Below are 21,821 nucleotides of genomic sequence, written 5' to 3'. Positions count from 1 at the left end.
CAAGTCCAAGAAAGGAGAGAGCAATGGCTGAAGCAAAAGTATTGAGCGGCGCTGGCCTACGGGGTCAGGTCGCCGGCCAGACAGCCTTGTCTACGGTAGGTAAAGAAGGCGCCGGTCTGACCTATCGAGGTTATGACGTGCGCGAGCTGGCCGAGCATGCCCAGTTCGAAGAAGTGGCCTATCTGCTGTTCCGGGGTGAACTGCCGACTACGGAGCAGTTGAATGACTACCGTGATCGACTCATGACGTTACGTGATCTGCCACAGGCGTTGAAAGAGGTGCTTGAGCGCATCCCAGCGCAGGCGCATCCGATGGATGTGATGCGGACCGGCGTCTCGATGCTGGGCAACCTGGAGCCTGAGCGTAGCTTTGAGCAACAACAGGCTGTATCGGATCGGCTGCTGGCGGCATTACCGGCCATCATGTGTTACTGGTATCGCTTCAGCCATCAGGGTGTGCGCATCAATTGCGTAACGGAAGAACCTTCTATTGCCGGGCACTTCCTCAAGCTTCTGCATGGCAAGGCACCCAACGAGCTGCACCGCAAGGTGATGAACGTGTCGCTGATCCTTTACGCCGAGCATGAGTTCAACGCCTCGACGTTTACCGCGCGCGTATGTGCATCCACGCTTTCGGACATGTATTCCTGCATTACCGGTGCGATTGGTTCATTGCGTGGACCTCTGCATGGTGGGGCCAACGAGGCCGCCATGGAAATGATCCAACGTTTCAAGTCACCCCAGGAGGCCATCGAGGGCACGCTTGGCATGCTGGAGCGCAAGGACAAGATCATGGGCTTTGGCCATGCCGTCTACAAGGACTCGGACCCGCGCAATGAAGTCATCAAGGTCTGGTCGAAAAAGCTCTCCGAGGAAGTAGGCGATACGGTGCTATTCCCTGTATCCGAAGCGATCGACCACACCATGTGGGAGCAGAAGAAGCTGTTCCCCAACGCCGATTTCTACCACGCGTCCGCGTACCACTTCATGGGAATTCCCACCAAGTTGTTTACCCCGATCTTTGTCTGCTCGCGGGTTACAGGCTGGGCGTCCCATGTGTTCGAGCAGCGTGCCAACAACCGCATCATTCGCCCGAGTGCGGAGTACACCGGCGTCGAGCAGCGCCCGTATGTGCGGCTCGAAGAGCGCAGCGCGTAGATACATCCAAAGGCAGCGACTGCCGCTGCCTCACATAACAATGAACCATGAGAGCGAGAGCATGAGCGCCAACGTCGATCTGAATAATCGTCCTGACTATGACAACGTTCTGCAGGACATCGCCGACTACGTCCTGAACTATACGATTGACTCTACCGAGGCGCTAAACACGGCGCGTAATTGTCTGATGGATACGCTAGGGTGTGGCCTTCTGGCCCTGCGTTTCCCAGAATGCACCAAGCATCTGGGTCCGTTTGTGGAAGGGACCGTGGTGCCGTATGGCGCGCGCGTACCCGGAACGAGTTTTCGCCTGGACCCGGTAAAGGCTGCCTGGGATATCGGCTGTATCGTGCGTTGGCTGGATTACAACGATACCTGGCTCGCAGCGGAGTGGGGACATCCTTCGGATAACCTGGGCGGCATTCTGGCAGTAGCCGATCATTTGTCGCAAAAGCGCGTTGCGCAGGGCGAGGCGCCTCTGACCATGCGCGCCGTGCTTGAAGCCATGATCATGGCGCACGAGATTCAGGGCGTGTTTGCGCTGGAGAACTCCTTCAACCGGGTCGGGCTTGACCATGTCATCCTCGTCAAGGTGGCGTCGACGGCGGTTGCGGCCAAGTTGATGGGCGCCAATCGCGAGCAGATGCTTGCCGCTATCTCTCACGCCTTTGTAGACGGACAGGCATTGCGTACCTATCGGCACGCGCCGAATGCAGGTTCGCGCAAGTCCTGGGCAGCAGGGGACGCCACCAGCCGCGGTGTACGTCTGGCAGACATTGCCATGCGCGGCGAAATGGGTATTCCGGGCGTGCTGAGCGCACCTCAATGGGGCTTTTATGATGTGCTGTTCAGCCATACCAACAAAGACCTGGAGACCAAGCCGCAGGACAAGCGCCAATTCAGCTTCCCGCAGGGGTTTGGCAGTTACGTAATGGAAAACGTCCTGTTCAAGATCAGTTTCCCTGCAGAGTTTCACGCCCAGACGGCGGCCGAGGCAGCGGTCATTCTGCATCCCCAGGTTCGTGAGAAGCTCGATCAGGTCGAGAAAATCATGGTGACTACCCACGAGTCTGCCATCCGCATCATTTCCAAGGTCGGCCCGCTGGCCAACGCGGCTGACCGCGACCACTGCCTACAGTACATGATTGCCGTGCCGCTGTTGTACGGAGACCTGGTGGCCGAGCACTACGAAGATGCCTTCCATGCAGCGCATCCGCTGATCGATCAGTTGCGCGAGAAAATGGAAATCATCGAAGACCTGCGCTACAGCCAGGAGTACCTGGAGTCTGACAAGCGCTCTATAGCCAATGCCATCCAGGTATTCTTTAAGGATGGCACCTGTACCGACAAGGTCACGGTAGAGTATCCGATTGGCCATCGCCGTCGCCGCGACGAAGGCATCCCGCTGCTCGAGGCCAAGTTCAAGAACAACCTGGCTACTCGTTTCCCGGCACAGCGCTGTGAGCAGATTTTTGCTTTGTGTAAGGATCAGGCGACCCTCGAGCGTACTCCGGTCAATCGGTTCGTTGATCTCTTTGTCATCTGACGTATCCCTTCAGGCTCGTATGACACGGGCTTGCCTTCCTTTAAGCCTCAGGCACCCGAGTATCGTTTCGCTCAGGTGCCTAAGGCCCTCATAAAAAAATCAGATACCCCCTTAAGCATTTCCCAGACGACGGGCCAGGCGAGTGGCTTTAACGTCTGGGCTGACCGTGAGGCAGTTTCGTTCTGCCATCACGTGATAAGCCCTATGGGCATTCGAATCACCATAAAAACAACAAGGGTGGCCGTCATGCACACCGACTCGCCTGTCGACGTTAAACAATGGATTGATAACCGGCCTGTCTCGGGCTATCAGTGGTTGATCCTTGTCCTGTGTTTTTTCATCGTCCTGTTCGATGGTGTGGATGTCGCCGTCATGGGCTTCATTGCGCCGTCACTGATGCAGGACTGGAATCTATCCAAAACCGCCTTCGGACCGGTCATGAGTGCGGCTATGGTTGGCCTTGCGGTGGGTGCATTGGTTGCGGGCCCTTATGCCGACCGCTTCGGTCGCAAGACGGTACTGCTCGGTGCCGTGACTGTATTTGGTGCGCTGAGCCTGGCATGCGCCTTCGCACGTAACCCTTATGAGCTGGCCATCCTGCGTTTTCTCACCGGGGTAGGGCTCGGAGCGGCGATGCCCAATACGACGACACTGCTTTCGGAGTATTTACCCGAGCGCTATCGCTCCGTGCTGATTACCGTGATGTTTACCGGGTTCAACCTGGGCTCGGGTGCCGGCGGCTTTGTAGCTGCCTGGCTGATTCCCCATTATGGTTGGCAGTCTGTGCTGCTGGTGGGTGGCCTTCTACCTATCCTCTTGCTGCCGTTCCTCTGGCTGTTTTTGCCTGAGTCTGCCCGGTTTCTTGTAGTAAAAGACGCACCTGCCGCCCGTATCGCCAAAGTGCTGAATCGGCTGGGTGGCCAGTTTACGGCGCAAACACGTTTTATCACGCTTGAGCCTACGGTTCACCACAAGGCGCCGGTTCGCGCCTTGTTTGCAGAGCGTTATCGTTTAGGAACGTTTTCCCTCTGGGTTACCTATTTCATGGGGCTGCTCGTGATCTACCTGATGATGGGCTGGTTGCCTACGCTGATTCGTGAGTCCGGTATCCCGATCGAGCGTGCAGCGACTATCACAGGACTGTTTCAGATTGGCGGGACGGTAGGAGCAATCGTGGTTGGCTGGATCATGGACAGGCGCAATCCCAATCGTGTTATTGCAGGCTCCTATGCTTTGGGCGGTGCGTTTATCCTGCTCTTGGGTGCCTTTGGCCTGGAATCCAGCCTGCTGACACTTGGCGTTATCGCGGCGGGCTTTTGCATGAGCGGCGCGCAGACAGGTCTTAATGCCTATGCCCCCGGCTATTACCCTACCGAGTCCCGCGCCACAGGTGTGAGCTGGATGTTGGGGATAGGCCGCTTTGGTGCGATCTTCGGCTCGGTAATCGGTGGTGCGGTGCTGAGCCTTGGACTGAGCTTCGGGTTGATTTTTGCAGTGCTGGCGATACCGGCTTTCGTGGCAGCGCTGGCCATACTGGGCAATGGCTATGCTGCACGGCGTGCAGCCCAGCCTGCCTTGGCGTCTTGATCATTCATTAAGGATTATTCATATGGCACGTATTATCGGAGGCCTGGCCGTCTCGCACACGCCTACGATCGGCTTTGCAGTCGACCACAACAAGCAGGAGGAGGCCGCCTGGGCGCCCATCTTCAAGAGCTTCGAGCCGATGAAGGAGTGGCTTAAGGACAAGCAGCCTGATGTGCTGTTTTATATCTTCAACGATCACATCACCTCGTTCTTCTTCGATCACTATTCGGCCTTCGCCCTGGGCGTAGACGATCACTATGGTGTGGCAGACGAGGGCGGTGGCGTACGTGGACTGCCTGCCATTGGTGGGCATGCGGCGCTGGCCCGGCATATCGGGGCCAGTCTCATGGCTGATGAGTTCGACATGTCGTTCTTTCGTGACAAGCCGATCGACCATGGTCTGTTCTCGCCGATGTCTGCGCTGCTGCCGTTCGAGCCGGAATGGCCGGTAGACGTAGTGCCTCTGCAGGTCGGTGTGTTGCAGTTTCCGATCCCGAGTGCCAAGCGCTGCTACAACCTGGGACAGGCCTTGCGGCGTGCCATCGAGAGCTATCCCGAGGATCTGAAGGTGGTCATTGCTGCCACGGGTGGTGTGTCCCATCAGGTCCATGGTGAGCGGTGTGGCTTCAATAATCCTGAATGGGACGCCCAGTTTGTTGATCTCTTTGTCAACGATCCCGCGCGTCTTACCGAGATGACCATTGCCGAATACGCAACGCTGGGTGGACTTGAGGGGTCGGAGGTCATCACTTGGCTGATCATGCGTGGTGCGCTCTCATCCAATGTAAAGCTGATTCACCAGGATTATTACCTTCCTTCGATGACCGGGATCGCGACGCTGCTCCTGGAAAACCAGGCGCGGCCATTACCCATTGACGTACAAGCCCGCCACCGTGAACACATGAACCATCAGTTGGCTGGTGTCGAAAAGCTGGAGGGCACGTACCCGTTTACGCTGGAGCGCAGTGCCAAAGGGTATCGGCTGAACAAGTTCCTGCATGGCATGATCACTCCGGCCTGGCGTGAGCGTTTTCTGGAGGAACCGGAGGCCATGTTCGAGGAAGCCGGCCTGACTGACGAAGAGCGCGACCTGATTCGACGCCGCGATTGGCGTGGGTTGATTCACTACGGTGTTATTTTCTTCCTGCTAGAGAAGCTCGGCGCGGTGGTAGGGGTATCCAACCTGCACATCTATTCAGCCATGCGTGGCCAATCACTGGAAGAGTTCCAGAAAACGCGTAATCAGCAGGTGCTGTACTCGGTTGCTGGAAAGAAATAACTCCAACCCAGGGCGCAGTGCCTGTCGCTGCGTCCATTCACTAAATGGCGATAGTCCATTGGCAGTCTGGTGTCATGACGTTTCTGGAAGCACTTCTCGCCCTGGCACTTGCTGCCGAAATACACGACTCTAACGAGGCCGTAACACGAACGGCCAAGCGATGCCTTGACCAGATTCCTGCCAAATACAAGGCAGTAGTGGCGTCCATCGCAGACAGTCCTTCACCACTGTTTTGCGTCAAGGTGCTGATCAAAACCATCCCTGACAGCGTTATTGGCAAAGTGGGTGCGGTCTAGGCTGGCTTATAAAGCGCCTGCATCCCAGAAAAATCAGGCGTCCAAGCGCTCCAGGGCTACTTCACGGATCTTTTCCATTAACGCTTTGGCTGCAGGTGAGTGCAGGCCACAGGTGCGGTAGATCAGACCTATGGCGCGGGTGGTATGGCGAAGCCGCAAGGGGAGACGTTGCAACTCGCCTGAGGCGATCTCGTATTCAAGTTGATGGGCTGAAACGACAGCCAACATATCGGAGCGTACGAGCAGCCCACGGATAATCGCCAGATCCCCCGTTTCAACTACCGGTAGTGGCGTTTCCGTACCCAGCTCGCTAAAGAAGGCATCGAGCTGGTTGCGGGCCGGCGAGCCTGCACGGGGCAGCACCCAGCGAGCATGGATAAGGTCATTGGTATTTACCCCCTGATCCAGTAATGGATGGCCCCGGCGTACCAGTACCACCAGCTCTTCAGTCAGCAACGTTTCACCCAACAGATCGCTGGCATAGTCGGAGGGGCGCAGGGCGCCCAGTACAAAGTCGATGTCACCGGCCCGCAGGTCGGTAGCCAACAGGTCAAACGCACTTTCATTGGTCGCCACACGAATTTGAGGGTACGCAGAGACGAGGCGCACAATAGCTTCAGGCAACAGCCGGGTTCGCCCCAAGGGCAAGGCACCCACCATGACGGTTCCCTGGAGCGAGCCGCGTAGGGCAGCAATGTCGGCATCGATATGGCGCAGCTCATTCAATGCCCGACGAATCGGCAGGACAATATCCAGGCTCGCTCGTGTAGGCTGAAGGCCTTTGGGAGTGCGCTCGAACAGTGTATGGCCGCAACCACCTTCCAACACCTTGAGGGCTGCACTCACAGCGGGTTGGGTCAGACCGAAAAGGGTAGCTACCGTTTGCATATGGTGGGTTTCGCACAGCTTGACGAACACTTCCAGACGCCGGGTATGCATCAGATAAAGGGGTTCGGTGATCGCGCCTGGATGGTTGCTCAGCAAGCGGGGCACTGTCTCCAGCTCAGCCAATGCCTGTCGTGCACGAGGCAAGATGCGGGCGCCGTAATCGGTCAGCCGCATTCCATTGGCATGCCGTTCGAACAATGCAATGGTAAGCCGCTCTTCCAGGTCGCGAATGGAACGGGTGACAACCGATTGCGCGCGGTACAGTACTTCAGACGCCTTGGAAACACTGCCTTGGTCCGCCACCCGGACAAACGCGCGTATCTGCATCAGATTGGGAAGTTCGGCAGTCATGGTGTTCTCTTGGCAGGGCACATGCCTGCATCATGCGCGCGGCGTGTTGATAAGTAAAAGGTATACCTGCTCTAGCTGAACGCAATATTCGCTCAGGATCAGCCGTGCGACTCTCCTTGAAAACATGAGGAGCCTGGACATGATCGATTCCAACAAAAAAACTGCTCTGGTTGTCAGCGCCCATTCCGCTGATTTCGTCTGGCGTGCAGGTGGCGCTATCGCTCTGCATGCCAGGCAGGGTTATGACGTGCATGTCGTCTGCCTGTCCTTTGGTGAGCGGGGCGAGTCAGCCAAGCTCTGGCGCAAGGGCGAAATGACCGAAGAGAAGGTCAAGGCGGCGCGCCGTGAAGAGGCGCAGGCGGCAGCTGAGATACTGGGTGCCACTGTCGAGTTCTTCGACATCGGTGATTACCCTATGCGTGCCGACAAGGAAACGCTGTTTCGTCTGGCCGATGTGTTCCGCCGCGTACAGCCGGAATTTGTGCTTAGTCACTCGCTGAAGGACCCCTACAACTACGACCATCCACTGGCTACGCACCTGTCACAGGAAGCGCGCATCATCGCTCAGGCAGAAGGTTACAAGCCGGGCGAGAAAATTGTCGGTGCGCCGCCCGTCTATTGCTTCGAGCCGCACCAGCCTGAGCAGTGCGAATGGCGCCCGGACGTACTGCTGGACATCACCGAAGTGTGGGACAAGAAGTATGCCGCTATTCAGTGCATGGCTGGCCAGGAACACTTGTGGGAGTACTACACCCGTGTAGCGCTACAACGCGGCGTACAGGCCAAGCGCAACGTAGGCATTACCTCCAGTAAGAACATCATCTACGGTGAGGGCTACCAGAGCATCTTTCCACGCGTGACGGAGAATCTGGGATGAGCAGCTTGATCGGCAAGACCGGCGTTGTAGTCCGCACTATCGCACGGGCCGAAGTGGGGCTGATTGATGAGCTGGGTCAGTATGGTGTGGCAACCGTTCACGAAGCTCAGGGTCGCAAAGGGCTGCTGGCTCCAGATATTCGCCCGATCCAGCAGGATTATGGCATCAGCGGTTCGGCTGTAACTGTACTGGTAGCACCTGGGGACAACTGGATGTTCCATGTTGCGGTAGAGCAGTGTCAGCCGGGCGATATCCTGGTCGTAGCACCCAGTTCGCCATGCCACGATGGTTACTTTGGTGACCTATTGGCGACCTCGCTCAAAGCACGCGGTGTACGTGGGCTGGTGGTCGATGCAGGTGTGCGCGATAGCCGCACGCTGCGGGAGATGGGCTTTGCCGTGTGGTCGAAAGCGGTCTATGCCCAGGGCACGGTCAAGGAAACGCTCGGCTCGGTCAACATTCCAGTGATTTGTGCCGGCCAGCTGATCAACCCCGGCGACGTTATTGTGGCTGATGACGATGGCGTTGTGGTGGTTCGGCGTGCCGAGGTGCAAACCGTGGTCGAGGCCAGTCGCAAGCGGGCCGATGCCGAAGAGCAGAAGCGGATTCGGCTGGCTAATGGCGAATTAGGGCTCGACATCTACAACATGCGTCCTCGCCTGGCCGAAAAGGGCCTTCGGTACGTTGATAGCCTGGACGAGCTGGAGGGCTGAACCATGGGACAGACTCGTATTCCTTGCCTGATGATGCGCGGCGGTACTTCCAAGGGAGCGTACTTTCTCGCCACTGATCTTCCTACCGATGAAGCACTGCGGGAAAAAGTCCTGCTGGCCGTTATGGGCTCGCCTGACAAGCGCCAGATTGACGGTATCGGCGGCGCAGATTCGCTGACCAGTAAGGTTGCGATCATCAAGCGCTCCGAGCGACCGGATGTCGATGTGGACTACCTGTTCGCTCAGGTACTGGTAGAGGAAGCGCGAGTCGACTATGGGCAGAACTGCGGCAATATTCTGGCGGGTGTTGGCCCGTTTGCCATAGAACAAGGACTGGTTCCTGTGCTGGAAGATACAACTCAGGTTCGTATCTTCATGGAAAACACCGGTCAGATTGCCGTTGCGAATGTACTTACGCCAAACGGTGAGGTGCAGTATGAAGGCGATGCCCGCATTGATGGCGTACCGGGTACGGCCGCTCCGCTGATTGTTGAATTCGAGGATATTGCTGGCTCTAGTTGTGGTGCGCTGTTACCGACCGGAAACGTGTGCGACACGTTTGATGGGATTGAGGTGACCTGTATCGATAATGGCATGCCGGTAGTGCTGCTTCGAGCGGCCGATCTGGGTCGCACCGGTTATGAGACGCGTGAGCAGCTGGATGGCGATACCGAACTTAAGACCAGAATCGAGTCGATTCGTCTTCAGGCCGGGCCGCGTATGAACCTGGGGGATGTTACTCAGCGTACAGTCCCCAAAATGTGCTTGATTGCCGAACCCCAAGCGGGTGGTGCTATCAGTAGTCGAACTTTTATTCCCCATCGCTGCCACGCCTCTATTGGCGTTTTCGGTGCGGTAAGCGTGGCCTCGGCCTGTCTGATCGAAGGCTCGGTGGCTGATGGGCTGGCCCGGGTAGAGCAGGGCGACTCGTTGCGGCTCTCTGTTGAACATCCCACGGGAGAATTTACCGTCGAGCTCCATCGTCGGCAGGGTGAGCTGGCCGGATGTGGACTGCTGCGTACCGCGCGGTTGTTGTTTAACGGTGTAGTGTGTATACCGGCATCGGTCTGGTCCGGTAAGGTCTGAAGACGTCGGGTACTCTCATCTGCGGAAAGGCGATAAGCTGCCCTTTTGCCGTATGAGATCATGTGTTCATGGACCTCAAGCAATTGGAGTGCTTTGTACGGGTCGCCGAGTTCGGTAGCTTTACCAAGGCTGCGGCGGTACTTGGTCTGTCCCAATCGGTGGTCAGCCGGCAGGTGCGTCAGTTAGAGGTCGAGTTGCAGGAGCATCTGCTGCTGCGCAATGGCCGTGGTGTCACGCTGACGGCCTCCGGGATGCGGTTGTTCGAGCATGGGCAAGGCATCTTACGGCAGGTTCAGGTGGCTCGGGAGGAATTGCGTGAGCAGCGGGACACCTTGTCGGGCAAAGTGGTTATCGGCTTGCCGCCGAGCATTGCACGCTGCCACACCGTCGGGCTGGTAACGGCCTTTCGCGAGCGCTTTCCACACTGCGCGCTGGGCATTAAGGAAGGGCTGACGCACTCGATACGGGAGTGGCTGCTGCTAGGACGGCTGGATTTTGCGCTACTGTTCAACCCGGCCCAGAATGCCCAACTCTGTTATGAGCATTTGCACTCGGAGCCGCTAGTGCTGGTGGGTGCAAAATCCTCGAATCTACCCGATGAAATCCCGCTCAAAGAACTGGGCCGCTATCCCTTGATCATTCCGAGCCAACCCCATTCTTTGCGTCGCCTGGTTGAGTCCGAGGCAGCTCGCCATACCGTCGAGCTGGATGTCGCGCTTGAGGTGGATGGCATTCCTTCTCTGCTTGAGCTGGTGGCCCTGGGGTTGGGCTACGGCATTCTGTTCCGTACGGCGTTGTCCGGGCCTTATGTACCAGAAGGCCTGCGCTCGGCAGCTATTATCGACCCGGTTGTTCATACGCATCTGTTTGTTACAACCGCCGCGCAGCGGCCCCTGACGCGATTGGCTGACCAAACGCTGGCGATGGTCCGCGAACACGTGCATAGCCGCTGACCCGTTATGCAAATCCTGCATAGCTGCTAGAACCCAGGCTTTATTGTTGCTCCAAGAAATAGCCGTCACCATCGACGTATCCCTTCGAATAATCACAATGAATGAGGAGACGTGATGAAAAGCTGTCTGGCACCTGATCCCCAACCTACCAGGCCACACCATACCCTGCCGGAAGGTGCATGGGATGCCCATTGCCATGTGTTCGGCCCAAGTAGCCGATTCCCATACGCTCCGGATCGTAGCTACACGCCACCGGATGCACCCTTTGAAACCTTACGTAATCTTCATGATTTTCTAGGCTTTAGTCGGGCTGTGATCGTACAGGCGAGCTGCCATGGCAGCGATAACCGGGCCATGCTCGACGCTATCGCACGTAGTGAAGGACGCTATCGAGGTGTGGCCATTGTCAACGGCCGTGAAAGCGATGCGCAATTGGCTGAAATGGATGCTAGTGGCGTTCGCGGCGTACGCTTCAACTTTGTAGCCCACTTGGGTGGTGCACCCGACCTGGAGCTATTTGATCAGGTATTGGAACGCCTGGAACCGCTGGGCTGGCATGTGGTACTGCATTTGGATGCTCAGGATATCGTTACTTATGCCGATCGGTTGGAGCGTATCGGGGTTCCTTTCATCATTGACCATATGGGGCGTGTCAAGGCTCAGGAGGGACTTGATCAGGCACCATTCAAAGCCCTGCTGGAACTTATGGAAAACCCGCTGGCCTGGGTCAAGGTCTGTGGTGCAGAGCGCGTTTCAGCAGGACGCAAACCCTTCGAGGATGCCATTCCATTTGCCGAACGGCTCATTGAACATGCGCCTGATCGCGTGCTCTGGGGGACTGACTGGCCGCATCCAAATATCACCCGTGACATGCCCAACGATGGCGGTTTGGTAGACCTGATGTTTCGCTTCTGCGCTGATCCGGCGCTTCGCCAGAAACTTCTGGTAGATAACCCCATGACGCTTTATGGGCGCTGATAGAGCGCCTTCGCCACACCAAATCCAACAACAATGACTGGTAGTGGAGTCCTATATGAATCCCCTCTCGCAGGCGACCACCCCCGTAGGTGCGTCAACCCAAAACACCGTCAAGACCAAGCAACCGTTTTACCGCGCCATGTATGTTCAGGTACTGATAGGCATTCTGCTCGGCGTGGTCGTCGGGCATTTTTGGCCTGACTTTGCAGCGGATCTCAAGCCGCTCGGTGATGCGTTTATCAAGCTCATCAAGATGATTATCGGGCCGGTCGTATTCTGTACCGTGGTCATCGGTATTGCCGGCATGCAGGACCTGAAGAAAGTAGGGCGAGTAGGCGGTAAGGCCTTGCTTTACTTTGAAATCATTTCAACCCTCTCCCTGATTATTGGCTTGATTGGCGGACACCTGTTCAATCCCGGTGGTGGATTCAATATCGACCCCAGCACCCTGGATGTCTCGGCGGTTACGGGCTTTGCAGAAAAGGCCAAGCACCTGCACATGGTCGACTTTTTGATGAGCATTATTCCTACCACCTTTTTCCAGGCATTTGCAGAAGGAAATGTACTGTGCATTCTTCTGGTTTCGGTGTTCTTTGGATGTACGCTGTCGGCCATGGGTGAGAAAGGCAAGCCGGTCTACGACATGATAGAAGGCCTGTCGGGTGTGTTCTTTCGCATTGTGCATATCATTGCCAAGCTGTCAGCCATCGGGGCGTTCGGCGCTATTGCATTTACGGTTGGTACTTATGGCGCCGCCTCACTGCTACCCCTGTTTAAACTGATCGGCAGCTTCTATCTGCTCTGCGTTCTGTTCATTGTCGTGGTGCTGGGAGGCGTTGCACGGCTCTCTGGTTTCAGCATTCTACGCTTTATAGCGTATATCAAGGATGAGCTGCTGGTCGTGTTGGGCACGAGCTCCTCCGAAGTGGTGCTACCGCAGATCATGGAAAAAATGGAGCGCCTGGGTTGTTCCAAGTCGGTTGTGGGGTTAGTTGTACCTACGGGGTACTCGTTCAACCTGGACGGCACCAATATCTACCTGACCATGGCGGTGCTCTTCATTGCCCAGGCTCTGAACATTGATTTGAGCTTAAGTCAGCAACTGACTCTGGTCATCGTGGCGATGCTGACCTCCAAAGGTGCCAGTGGTGTGTCGGGCGCGGCTTTTGTAATGTTGACCAGTACCTTGATGGTGATTCCAGTGGTGCCAGTGGCCGGCATGGTGTTGATCCTGGGTATTCACCGCTTCATGGGGACGGGCCTTGCAATGACAAACCTGGTCGGCAACGGCGTAGCTACGCTCGTAGTGTCCTCATGGGAGAAAGAACTGGACCGCGACAAGCTGGCCCAAGAGCTCCACCACAAGCACTAAATTCCGCCGTTTATCTTGGTCCTGTCCGGTTATGCCGGGCAGTGCTCTCTTGCGCCTGGAGAAAACAACAATGATTCATATCCTGCGCCATACCGTATTCACCTTAGGCATGCTTTGCTCTCTACCGTTATGGGCTGCTGGCTTCATGGATGACAGCAAGGCCCGACTCGATATCCGTAACTTTTATTACAACGGTGACTTTCGGGAAGATGCCGGTGTTTCGAAGCGGGATGAGTGGGCTCAAGGGCTTTTGCTGCAGTACGAGTCCGGATTTACCGAGGGGACGGTAGGGCTGGGCCTTGATGCGATGGGCTTTTGGGGACTCAAGCTTGATTCCAGTCCTGATCGTACAGGGAGTGGCCTGCTGCCCAAGACCAACTCGGGAGAAGCGGCAGAGGAATATTCAAAGGGCGGTATAGCGGCCAAAATCAAGTATTCCAAGACGGTGCTGCGTCAGGGAATTGCCTTGCCAAAGGTTCCGGTCCTTCAGTTCAACGGTAGCCGGATGTTTCCTCAGTTTTACCAGGGAACGCAGATCAGCTCGAATGAAATCACAGGGCTTTCGCTCAACGTTGCTCAGTTCGACCGTACCACCACCCCTGACTCGACCGATCTGCAAAAAATCATGATAGCCACCAAAGAGGGTCGCTTCCGCGCGACAGGTGAGGGCGATCATTTCCGTTATGGGGGTGGCAGTTACACTGTCACGCCAGCACTGACGGCCAGCTATTACTACGGCGAATTACAGGATGTCTACCGGCAGCATTTTTTGGGGCTTACTCACCGCCAGAAATGGGGGGAAGGAACGGTAGAGGGCGATCTAAGGACCTTTTTTAGCCGTGACACAGGTGCGGCGCGGGTAGGAGAAATAGAGAACGATGTATACAGCGGATCCCTGACGTACAGTGTGAAAGGCCATAGCTTTACGGCAGTTTATCAACATCTGGAAGGCTCAAGCGGCTTTCCTTATATCAACAATCCGTACCTGCCGAATTATGTGCAATACCATGACTTTGGCACCGCAGGTGAGCGGAGCTGGCAGGTGCGCTATGGCTATGATTTTGCCCCGATGGGGCTGCCGGGACTCAGTTTCTTTACGAGTTATATCCACGGCTCGCATCTGGATAAAGTCGGAGGAGGCCATGAGTGGGAACGTGATATAGACGTGACGTATGTCGTTCAGCAGGGCCTGAAAGGGCTTTCGATACGCTGGCGAAACGCAACCTACCGGAGCAGTTATGGCAGAGATATCGATGAGAACAGGCTGATCATTAATTATCCGTTTTCGTTCCTATAAGTATTGGGTGTCTGCTGCGTGGTCGGTGAGCGCTACTGCTCATGGAGGCTTTTACAACGTTTGCAAAAGCCTCTTCTATCTTGGCAAGACGCATGCAGGCATACGCTAGGAGCCTCCGCTGCGCAGCGCTATTTAGGTGGACCAAACGTTGAACAGCTGGTGTTGTTGATGTATTTCTTTAGCGTTGCCCATTGCGGTCTCTCGCGACCGCCAACAGGCTCCACAGACATAAAGTAATTTCCCCAGCCTGGCCCTGCTGCCCAATAGGTAGCTGGAATGCAATTCTGCTTCAGATACGCCAGCATATTGTCCATCATGGTTAGCCAGCGGGGGTCATTATCTGGAACCCCGAACTCTCCGATGTAGCCTCGCTTGCCATTTTTCTTGAGCCATTCTACAAACGGTTTTACTCGCGTTACGCCATACATGGGGTCCAGTTTTCCAACATCTACCGCCTGGTAGTTCCCACCTGCATTTTCGTCGAAATAAGAGTGAGCCGAATAGACGATATTATTTGCCGGGTCCTTCAGGTTGAGTAAAGAGTCGTTCCATTCCGGCCATCGGGTTGCGCTGGCCCAGCCGTTGCCCTCGATAATGATTGGCTTTGTTTTATCAATGACACGTACGCCATCTATCCCATATTGAGCGGCGGTTGGCCAATAGGCGAGAGCTCCATTGGGCTCGTTCATAATGTCATAAGCAAACAGTGCCGGTTGGCTACTCCACGTGGTAGCGATATGGGTCATTATTTCCTTGTAACGGGAGTAGGGTACAGCGGAGGTTCCTATGATCTGCCCCTTGTATCGCGCATAATTATGAAGGTCCAGAATAACTTTCATATTATACTTCTGAGCGTAAGCAAAGGTTCTATCCACCAAAGCGATATAGTTTTGATCAAGAGGCCCCCCGAGGTTTGATTGAAGTCTCTCCCAAATAATGGGGAAACGAATCAGTCTGATGCCCTGGCTGCTCCAATACTTAAAGTAATTTTCTGTAGGAAATACATAGTTCTTTTCATTAATGCCTGGAAGAACCTGCGGAGCAAAGCCGGCGCCCGACATATTCAAGCCTAGAAGTTCAAAGCCAGTGCTCTGGGCTTTTACGTTATCACTTAAAAATCCCAAGGCTCCAGCAAGTATTATTGCTAACTGAAATTTTGATATGCGCTTAATAAAATAAAGTTCGCCAAGGTACTTCATATGCGTTTTCCCGCAAAAGCTTACATACATGAATAGTTTTAACAATCCAGTCTGAACGACTTGCGAGGAAAGCATGCTTCCAGGATGCTTTAGGTAAAAGATATCATCAGTCCGGTATTCTCCTCTTTATGATTAAGGATAGTCTTATTAAAGAGGGGATTTTTTATATTGCAAGACCGATTGTCCTTATCGGGTTAGATGTCTGTTTGATGTCGAATTGCTATCTTTTTGGGTTTATTAAAGTAAGTGACGTTATGTTTATTTCATAAAATGTTCTTTTGTGGCGGCTCTTTACCCGCACTGAATGCATATGTATGAAAGCCAGTAGTCAGGCTATTTGTCGGAAGCGCCTGAAGGCTATGACACATGAAAGAAAGTAAGTAGAGGCCAGTGACGACTCTGACTAGTCCAACTTGAAGCTGTAACCTACGCCATATACCGAACGAATGAACTCCTGATTGGGCAGGTGTTGCTGTAGTTTGCGACGCAAATTGCTGACGTGGCTGTCTACCGTTCTGTCCGATACGATGCGGTGATCCTGATACAGGTTGTTCATGAGCTGATCGCGTGAGAAGACTTGCTCAGGGTGTTCGGCAAAGGTCATCAGCAGGCGAAACTCTACAGGCGTCAGATCAAGCAGGGCTCCGTTAAGAAAGGCCTGGTAGCGGGCGGTATCAATACTCAAACCGCCTAGCAGGGCTGGCGCAGGTGTTTGCGTTCGACGCAGCACGGCCTTGATCCGGGCAATGACTTCGCGCGGACTGAAAGGTTTGCAGATGTAATCATCCGCGCCAATCTCCAGGCCCAGCAAGCGATCCACTTCTTCCACCCTGGCTGTTACCATGACCACAGGCGTCTGGCTGATGGCGCGAATCTCGTGACACACCTCAATTCCGTCCTTGCCGGGCAGCATGAGGTCAAGCAGGACCAGGCTTGGGCTGTATTGCGTAAAAGCAGGCAGCACCTCAAGACCGTTCATGACCAGCTGGGCATTCCAGCCAGCCGCTCTGACGTAATCTGCCAGGAGCGCGGCCAGCTTGGGTTCGTCTTCCACAATCAGGATGGTAGGTGTTGAGAGAGAGGAGCGGTGCGGCATCTTTAGTTACTCGCCAAGTCAGGCAGGGGATCAAACTGCAATGTCACGCAGAGCCCGCCCAAGGGCGAGGATGTGGCGTCAATTCGCCCACCATGGGCTTCGACAATACCGCGGCAAATCGCCAGCCCAAGCCCAGCGCCGCCGGTGGCCCGGTTGCGTGATTGCTCGACTCGGTAGAATCGCTCGAACAGGCGGCCCAGTTGCTCTTCGGATACGCCTGGCGCGGAGTCTTCACAGCTGATGAAGATGCCATCTCGCTCTCGTCGAGCGCGTATCAGGATATGACCGCCCGCATCGGTATAACGCAGGCTGTTTTCCAGCAAGTTAGTAAAGAGTTGTTGAAGCCGACTTTCATCACCGCTGATCCACAGCGGTTCGCCGGATATTTCCAGGGTTAACGATAGCGTGTTTACCAAGCAGCGCCTTTCAAACGTAGCGGCAATGCCATAAAGAACAGACTCCAACTGCACCGGACGCTTTTGGTAGGCCTGAGCACCCAGCTCAGAAAGGGATAGGGCAAAAATATCGTCAACCAGCTTGCTCAAGGATTCTACTTCGGCCTGAAGGGAGGCAATTGCTTCCTTGGTCAGCGGGCGAATGCCATCTTCAAGCGCCTCCATTTCCCCTTTCAGGACAGCAAGTGGCGTTCTTAGCTCATGGGAGATATCCGCCATGAAGTGGCGTCGCATGTTCTCGTTGTTTTCCAGGGCTTTGGCCATCTGATTGAAGTCCTGAGCAAGCTGGCCCACTTCATCCTGTGAGTGGACGCCAACCCGTGTGCTGTACTCTCCTCGGGCCAGCCGATGGGTAGCCAATGCCACCTGCCTGATCGGACGCGACAGCGTGCGGGCAATACGCCAGGCAATGAAGGAGGAGATGATCAAACTGGCACCCACGATCAACCAGATTGAGCGAACCTGGTCTTGTTGAAAGCGCTCATCACCAATGGCCGTAACGCTCTCGAAGGGCGTCATGCCCACCCAGCCTACAACCATACCGTTTGCCTGTACCGGTTTGAAGGTGGCGATGTCCTTGTAGTTGGGATAACCATTGATATAACGGTGCTGGGCATCCAGAAGGGTGAAGCGCATATGCGCTCCCGTCAGATCGGCTATGGGAGGCTCGCGTCGGGTACGGGGCTCACCTTCATGCTGTCTGAGACTGGTACTCAAGAGTTCGAACCATTGAACATGCGTTCCTACCAGAAACTGCCAGCTGCCATGTTGGGTATAGGCGTCTTCCAATGTTGGAATAGCATTGGTCATACGAATAATAGCCTGCTCGTTCAGAAAGCCTACAAAGCTGCGGGTAAAGCTCCAGTAGGCGGCAAACCCCATGCTGAGCACTGCCAGGACCGACAGGGTTTGTATAGCAATAAAGGCTTTTGTGGAAATGCTGAGCTTCATAAAGAGCGGGCCTGAAGGGTACTGCTAGTTATATTTAGGCGGGTGTGTCTGACGTTTTCAAGGACATAACCCAATCTTCACATTGCCTGCACAGTTGTTACTCACACTTGAGGCTGAAAAAAGCATGAGCGACAGCCTGACTGATTCAGCCATGCGGCAAATACCTGATGGGATAACCCAGGATAGCCCTGTACTACCGGCACTGGCAGTCGATTGCAGCAGCAGTAGTCACTGCACAAGCGGTATGCCTGGAGGCTAGCCTGTTTTTAAGTATTTATAGAGATCGTCCCATGTACAACGAACGTTTCAGACGCGCCTGTATGGCCGTTACGTTATGGGTGTGTTCATCAGCTGCCAGTGTGGCGGGCGCTGCTACCCAGGAAAATAATTCAGCTGCTTCGCTGGCGTTGTCTCAATCACTGCCTATCGTCCAACCTGTTCAGGCTTGTTCGTCGCTTAAAAGTCTCGACATGAGCGACATTGGCGGTAAGGGTAGTTCGATCACTTCAGCCACTGAAACCTCTGATAATGGCGTAGCAGTGTGTGCGGTTGAGGGGACGCTGGCCCCCTCGATTGGCTTCAAGGTAGTTCTTCCCTTGCACAGCTGGACTCAGCGCTATCTGCAGGTAGGATGCGGCGGATTATGTGGCCGTATCTCGCTTGAGGTCGGTGCGGCCGAAGGGTGTACGCCGCTCAATACAGGCGGCTTTGTCACGGCAAGCACGGATATGGGACACCAAGGCGAGGAGTCGTTCGGAGAAGATTCGCAAAAGCGTCAAGACTTTGCCTTTCGCGGTGTGCATCTTACGGCCCTGGCCGCCAAAAAGCTGATCCATGCCTTTTATGGTCGTAGTGAGGCCTACTCCTACTTTAACGGTTGCTCTGATGGCGGACGCGAAGCGTTGATGGAGGCGCAACGCTATCCAAACGATTTCAATGGCATCATCGCCGGTGCCGCGGCGATGAACTTCCAGACCCAGAATGCGATGTATCACGCTTGGCAGGCACGTACGAACACCGGCCCAGACGGTAAGGCTGTTTTGATAGCCTCTCGTCTTCCGTTGATTCACAGGGCTGTACTCAATCAGTGTGACGCGTTGGATGGGCAGGTCGATGGTTTGATTTCCGACCCGCGTGCCTGCCATTTTGATCCGGGCACGTTGCAATGCAAGAGCGAGCAGAAAGCTGATAATCCCAACTGCTTGTCTCCTGCTGAGGTTGACGTGGTGCGTCGCTTGTACGAAGGCCCCAAAGATCCTGCGACTAGCCAGCGGCTGATTGCTGGTGGACCGCAGCCGGGATCTGAATTGGCGTGGGCGAATGTCTTTGTTCCGCAAAGCCATGACGATCCTATCTTCAGCAAAATGATTGCCATGGGCGCACTGCAATGGCTGTCATTTGAGCAGAATCCGGGCAAGGACTTCAAACTTTCGGATATGCAATTCGACTTGAAGACCTTTGACCGCCTAAGGCCGCTGCATGCGTTTTATGATGCAACCAACCCGGACCTATTAGCCTTTGCCAAGGCTGGCGGCAAGCTCATCATCTGGCATGGCTGGGCTGATCCGCATATCTCGCCCATTAACTCCATTGCGTATCACGAGGCTGTTCAGCGCGTCATGGGCAAGGAGCAGGCTTCAACCTTCGAACGGCTTTACCTGTTGCCAGGCGTCTACCATTGTGGCCAAGGTGAAGGCCCGGCGAAGCTTGACCTGTTGACACCCATGCTCTCCTGGGTTGAGGGCGGACAAGCACCTGAAACCATCCTTACAAACCAGACCGATGGGCAAAACGTCATGGGCCACTTTGGCGCACCGACGGATAGACCCATGAAGGGCGCTCCTGACTTCAAGAAGATGAAGGATGCTCCAAACCTCATGAAAAAGCTGGTAGCAAAAGATGAAAAGGTGATCCGTTCGCGGCCGGTCTATCCCTATCCGTATGTGGCAGCTTACGACGGCAAGGGCGACCCAGCCAACGCTGAAAGCTATAAGCCGGGTAAGCCTCTTTTCAACGAGGAGACTCGTCCGTGGGCCGGCTCGGATTTCTATAGCCCCTACACGTTCCGCATGCAATAACCATTAAGGTGGCACGAGAAGGCGGCACCTGTGTGGCTATCGAACGAACAGGCAGGGAAAGGATATGGACGAGAAAATCAATACGGTGCTTGAGACTTATCACGCGCGGATACACAAAGAGCAAAGCGCGCCCCGCGAGCTTCCTCCTGGCGGACGTGACGGCGGGCAGGATCAACGCATGCGCGCTGTCGGACCGCAAACCGGACAGCTGATCAATATCTTGGCGAAAAGCCTGGAGACCCCTACGATTCTGGAAATTGGTACCTCCTTTGGCTATTCCGGCATCTGGCTTGGCGAGGCTGCACGCGCAACGGGTGGACGCCTGATTACTCTAGAGCTACATGAGTACAAGTCACTCTATGCACGGGAGATAGCCGAAAAGGCAGGGCTTGCAGACTACATAGACTTTCAGGTCGGTGATGCCGTACAGCTGATCGAGGCGCTACCCGGTAGAGTGGACTTTGTCCTGCTTGATCTGTGGAAAGACCTCTATGTACCGTGTCTTGAGGCGTTTTATCCCAAGCTCAACCCGGGTGCGATCATTGTTGCGGATAATATGATCCGGCCCGGCAATGACGATGTGAAGCGCTATGGGCGCGCTATTCGAGCCAAGGCGGGCATTACCAGTGTATTGCTGCCGGTAGGAACAGGACTTGAGGTAAGCCGGTTCGAGGCGTGATATTCAGGCACAATCTGTTAGACAGCACTGTGCCTTCGAACGTTGACGGTCAAGAGCGGGGCAATCGTCATGTGCGGTTGCCCCTATTTACCTTTATTGATTGCGCGAGTATGCCGCGGCGGCTTCAACCTGCTCAGGACTTGGGCGGATGCCGGTGTACAGGACAAACTGCTCCAGTGCCTGGAGGGCAACAACCTCTGCGCCGGTAATGACAGGCTTGCCCAGTTCGCGGGCGCGTTTGATGAGTGGGGTTTCGGATGGCATTGCCACGACATCAAATACCACTTTGGCCTTTTGAATCACTTCGTCATCAAAAGACAGATCGTCCGCTTCCGGTCCGCCGGTCATGCCTACGGGTGTCACATTGATGATGAGTTCAGGGCGCAAGTCGCCCAGGGATTCGGTCCACTCATACCCGCAGGATTCAGCCAGGGCTCGGCCGGTAGTGGGATTGCGAGCCACGATGTGTCCCTTTTTGAAGCCGGCCTCCCGCAAGGCAAACGCCACGGCTTTGGCCATACCGCCGCTACCCCGCAGCGCAAGCGTCAGATCACGAGATACCTGATGGCTATCAAGCAGTGAGGCGACAGCCAGAAAGTCCGTGTTATAGCCTGTCAGCTTACCGTCATCGTTCACAATAGTATTGACCGAATCGATCACGGCGGCAGAAGGGTCGAGGCCATCCAGAAGAGGAATGCAGGCTTCCTTGAACGGCATGGAAATAGCGCATCCGCGTATGCCAAGCGCTCGAATGCCGCCAATGGCAGCAGGCAGGTCGGTGGTTGTGAACGCCTTGTAGAGATAATTCAGGTTCAGGGCTTCGTACAGATGATTGTGAAACCGTGTACCGGTGTTGCCAGGGCGTCCCGCCAGGGACATGCAAACCTGGGTGTCTTTATTGATGGCGTGAGGCATTTTGATTCCTTCAAAAAAGCGGCCCCTGTTTGTCAGCCAAGCGGGCCGGTGGTTCCCAGGAACCGCTT

General features: G+C 55.2%; 19 protein-coding genes. 14 read left to right on the top strand and 5 right to left on the bottom strand.

Translation table 11 applies throughout. From position 1 onward, the window contains the following. The first annotated feature begins 23 nt into the window (after positions 1-23). The 5 genes from prpC (at position 24) to PLU01S_RS21610 (ending at position 5,865) form a co-directional block, all read left to right on the top strand. Positions 24-1,157 (top strand): bifunctional 2-methylcitrate synthase/citrate synthase, encoded by a 1,134-nt coding sequence (prpC, locus tag PLU01S_RS21630; RefSeq protein ID WP_074826228.1) that lies wholly within the window; start codon positions 24-26, stop codon positions 1,155-1,157. Between the two features lie 61 nt (positions 1,158-1,218). Then, on the top strand, positions 1,219-2,703 hold the full coding sequence (gene prpD / locus PLU01S_RS21625; protein WP_074826231.1) for a 2-methylcitrate dehydratase: 1,485 nt from the start codon (positions 1,219-1,221) through the stop codon (positions 2,701-2,703). Positions 2,704-2,949: 246 nt separating this feature from the next. Further along, a complete protein-coding gene (locus PLU01S_RS21620; protein ID WP_010798210.1) occupies positions 2,950-4,290 on the top strand; it encodes an MFS transporter in 1,341 nt (446 codons plus the stop codon). Between the two features lie 22 nt (positions 4,291-4,312). Then, a complete protein-coding gene (locus PLU01S_RS21615; RefSeq protein WP_074826233.1) occupies positions 4,313-5,569 on the top strand; it encodes a gallate dioxygenase in 1,257 nt (418 codons plus the stop codon). Between the two features lie 74 nt (positions 5,570-5,643). Next, complete coding sequence (locus PLU01S_RS21610; protein WP_010798212.1) at positions 5,644-5,865, top strand: DUF7740 domain-containing protein; 222 nt, start codon at positions 5,644-5,646, stop codon at positions 5,863-5,865. Positions 5,866-5,898: 33 nt separating this feature from the next. Here the strand turns inward: PLU01S_RS21610 and PLU01S_RS21605 are convergent, their stop codons facing one another. Further along, on the bottom strand, positions 5,899-7,104 hold the full coding sequence (locus PLU01S_RS21605) for a LysR family transcriptional regulator (RefSeq protein ID WP_074826238.1): 1,206 nt from the start codon (positions 7,102-7,104) through the stop codon (positions 5,899-5,901). A 139-nt stretch (positions 7,105-7,243) separates the two neighbouring features. Here PLU01S_RS21605 and galB point away from each other — a divergent pair, with 139 nt between their 5' ends. The 7 genes from galB to PLU01S_RS21570 all read left to right on the top strand — a co-directional run bounded on the left by galB (position 7,244) and on the right by PLU01S_RS21570 (position 14,380). After that, on the top strand, positions 7,244-7,981 hold the full coding sequence (gene galB / locus PLU01S_RS21600) for a 4-oxalmesaconate hydratase (protein WP_074826241.1): 738 nt from the start codon (positions 7,244-7,246) through the stop codon (positions 7,979-7,981). Further along, entirely contained in the window at positions 7,978-8,694 is a 717-nt protein-coding gene (locus tag PLU01S_RS21595; protein WP_074826245.1) for a 4-carboxy-4-hydroxy-2-oxoadipate aldolase/oxaloacetate decarboxylase, read from the top strand. Before galB ends, PLU01S_RS21595 begins: the two co-directional genes overlap by 4 nt. A 3-nt stretch (positions 8,695-8,697) precedes the next feature. Further along, positions 8,698-9,780, top strand: a complete 1,083-nt coding sequence (locus tag PLU01S_RS21590) for a 4-oxalomesaconate tautomerase (protein ID WP_074826248.1) — start codon at positions 8,698-8,700, stop codon at positions 9,778-9,780. Positions 9,781-9,848: 68 nt separating this feature from the next. Next, positions 9,849-10,733 carry a LysR family transcriptional regulator gene (locus PLU01S_RS21585; RefSeq protein ID WP_010798217.1) on the top strand — a complete coding sequence of 295 codons (885 nt, stop codon included), beginning with the start codon at positions 9,849-9,851 and terminating at the stop codon, positions 10,731-10,733. 114 nt (positions 10,734-10,847) lie between these two features. Beyond that, positions 10,848-11,711 carry an amidohydrolase family protein gene (locus PLU01S_RS21580; RefSeq protein WP_074826251.1) on the top strand — a complete coding sequence of 288 codons (864 nt, stop codon included), beginning with the start codon at positions 10,848-10,850 and terminating at the stop codon, positions 11,709-11,711. A 55-nt stretch (positions 11,712-11,766) separates the two neighbouring features. Continuing rightward, positions 11,767-13,083, top strand: a complete 1,317-nt coding sequence (locus PLU01S_RS21575; RefSeq protein ID WP_074826254.1) for a dicarboxylate/amino acid:cation symporter — start codon at positions 11,767-11,769, stop codon at positions 13,081-13,083. Between the two features lie 70 nt (positions 13,084-13,153). Then, the gene (locus PLU01S_RS21570) at positions 13,154-14,380 is read left to right on the top strand and encodes an OprD family porin (RefSeq protein WP_074826257.1); all 1,227 of its coding nucleotides are present in this window, start codon (positions 13,154-13,156) and stop codon (positions 14,378-14,380) included. A gap of 128 nt (positions 14,381-14,508) precedes the next feature. Here the strand turns inward: PLU01S_RS21570 and PLU01S_RS21565 are convergent, their stop codons facing one another. The 3 genes from PLU01S_RS21565 to baeS form a co-directional block, all read right to left on the bottom strand. Next, complete coding sequence (locus PLU01S_RS21565; protein ID WP_353681963.1) at positions 14,509-15,579, bottom strand: glycoside hydrolase family 5 protein; 1,071 nt, start codon at positions 15,577-15,579, stop codon at positions 14,509-14,511. A gap of 403 nt (positions 15,580-15,982) precedes the next feature. Continuing rightward, on the bottom strand, positions 15,983-16,675 hold the full coding sequence (locus tag PLU01S_RS21560; protein ID WP_074826260.1) for a response regulator: 693 nt from the start codon (positions 16,673-16,675) through the stop codon (positions 15,983-15,985). 2 nt (positions 16,676-16,677) lie between these two features. Then, positions 16,678-18,081: a sensor histidine kinase efflux regulator BaeS gene (baeS, locus tag PLU01S_RS21555; protein ID WP_074826264.1), complete on the bottom strand. Its 1,404-nt coding sequence runs from the start codon at positions 18,079-18,081 to the stop codon at positions 16,678-16,680. A gap of 290 nt (positions 18,082-18,371) precedes the next feature. On the opposite strand from baeS, the gene PLU01S_RS21550 reads away from it, so the two are divergent. Continuing rightward, positions 18,372-20,159: a tannase/feruloyl esterase family alpha/beta hydrolase gene (locus PLU01S_RS21550; RefSeq protein WP_074826266.1), complete on the top strand. Its 1,788-nt coding sequence runs from the start codon at positions 18,372-18,374 to the stop codon at positions 20,157-20,159. A gap of 64 nt (positions 20,160-20,223) precedes the next feature. Continuing rightward, on the top strand, positions 20,224-20,838 hold the full coding sequence (locus PLU01S_RS21545; RefSeq protein WP_074826269.1) for an O-methyltransferase: 615 nt from the start codon (positions 20,224-20,226) through the stop codon (positions 20,836-20,838). Between the two features lie 93 nt (positions 20,839-20,931). Here PLU01S_RS21545 and PLU01S_RS21540 read toward each other — a convergent pair whose 3' ends face one another. Continuing rightward, positions 20,932-21,753 (bottom strand): shikimate 5-dehydrogenase, encoded by an 822-nt coding sequence (locus PLU01S_RS21540; RefSeq protein ID WP_074826271.1) that lies wholly within the window; start codon positions 21,751-21,753, stop codon positions 20,932-20,934. Positions 21,754-21,821: the final 68 nt, after the last annotated feature.

Source organism: Pseudomonas luteola NBRC 103146, assembly GCF_002091675.1.
Taxonomy (GTDB): Bacteria; Pseudomonadota; Gammaproteobacteria; order Pseudomonadales; family Pseudomonadaceae; genus Chryseomonas; species Chryseomonas luteola.
Note: the sequence above shows the minus strand (reverse complement) of the source record. Positions and strands in the feature narration are given on the sequence as shown.

Excerpts from the sequence above, each read along its gene's own strand:
- prpC (WP_074826228.1), top strand. The coding sequence starts at position 24 with ATGGCTGAAGCAAAAGTATTGAGCGGCGCTGGCCTACGGGGTCAGGTC.
- prpD (WP_074826231.1), top strand. The coding sequence starts at position 1,219 with ATGAGCGCCAACGTCGATCTGAATAATCGTCCTGACTATGACAACGTT.
- PLU01S_RS21620 (WP_010798210.1), top strand. The coding sequence starts at position 2,950 with ATGCACACCGACTCGCCTGTCGACGTTAAACAATGGATTGATAACCGG.
- PLU01S_RS21615 (WP_074826233.1), top strand. The coding sequence starts at position 4,313 with ATGGCACGTATTATCGGAGGCCTGGCCGTCTCGCACACGCCTACGATC.
- PLU01S_RS21610 (WP_010798212.1), top strand. The coding sequence starts at position 5,644 with ATGACGTTTCTGGAAGCACTTCTCGCCCTGGCACTTGCTGCCGAAATA.
- PLU01S_RS21605 (WP_074826238.1), bottom strand. The coding sequence starts at position 7,104 with ATGACTGCCGAACTTCCCAATCTGATGCAGATACGCGCGTTTGTCCGG.
- galB (WP_074826241.1), top strand. The coding sequence starts at position 7,244 with ATGATCGATTCCAACAAAAAAACTGCTCTGGTTGTCAGCGCCCATTCC.
- PLU01S_RS21595 (WP_074826245.1), top strand. The coding sequence starts at position 7,978 with ATGAGCAGCTTGATCGGCAAGACCGGCGTTGTAGTCCGCACTATCGCA.
- PLU01S_RS21590 (WP_074826248.1), top strand. The coding sequence starts at position 8,698 with ATGGGACAGACTCGTATTCCTTGCCTGATGATGCGCGGCGGTACTTCC.
- PLU01S_RS21585 (WP_010798217.1), top strand. The coding sequence starts at position 9,849 with ATGGACCTCAAGCAATTGGAGTGCTTTGTACGGGTCGCCGAGTTCGGT.
- PLU01S_RS21580 (WP_074826251.1), top strand. The coding sequence starts at position 10,848 with ATGAAAAGCTGTCTGGCACCTGATCCCCAACCTACCAGGCCACACCAT.
- PLU01S_RS21575 (WP_074826254.1), top strand. The coding sequence starts at position 11,767 with ATGAATCCCCTCTCGCAGGCGACCACCCCCGTAGGTGCGTCAACCCAA.
- PLU01S_RS21570 (WP_074826257.1), top strand. The coding sequence starts at position 13,154 with ATGATTCATATCCTGCGCCATACCGTATTCACCTTAGGCATGCTTTGC.
- PLU01S_RS21565 (WP_353681963.1), bottom strand. The coding sequence starts at position 15,579 with ATGAAGTACCTTGGCGAACTTTATTTTATTAAGCGCATATCAAAATTT.
- PLU01S_RS21560 (WP_074826260.1), bottom strand. The coding sequence starts at position 16,675 with ATGCCGCACCGCTCCTCTCTCTCAACACCTACCATCCTGATTGTGGAA.
- baeS (WP_074826264.1), bottom strand. The coding sequence starts at position 18,081 with ATGAAGCTCAGCATTTCCACAAAAGCCTTTATTGCTATACAAACCCTG.
- PLU01S_RS21550 (WP_074826266.1), top strand. The coding sequence starts at position 18,372 with ATGTACAACGAACGTTTCAGACGCGCCTGTATGGCCGTTACGTTATGG.
- PLU01S_RS21545 (WP_074826269.1), top strand. The coding sequence starts at position 20,224 with ATGGACGAGAAAATCAATACGGTGCTTGAGACTTATCACGCGCGGATA.
- PLU01S_RS21540 (WP_074826271.1), bottom strand. The coding sequence starts at position 21,753 with ATGCCTCACGCCATCAATAAAGACACCCAGGTTTGCATGTCCCTGGCG.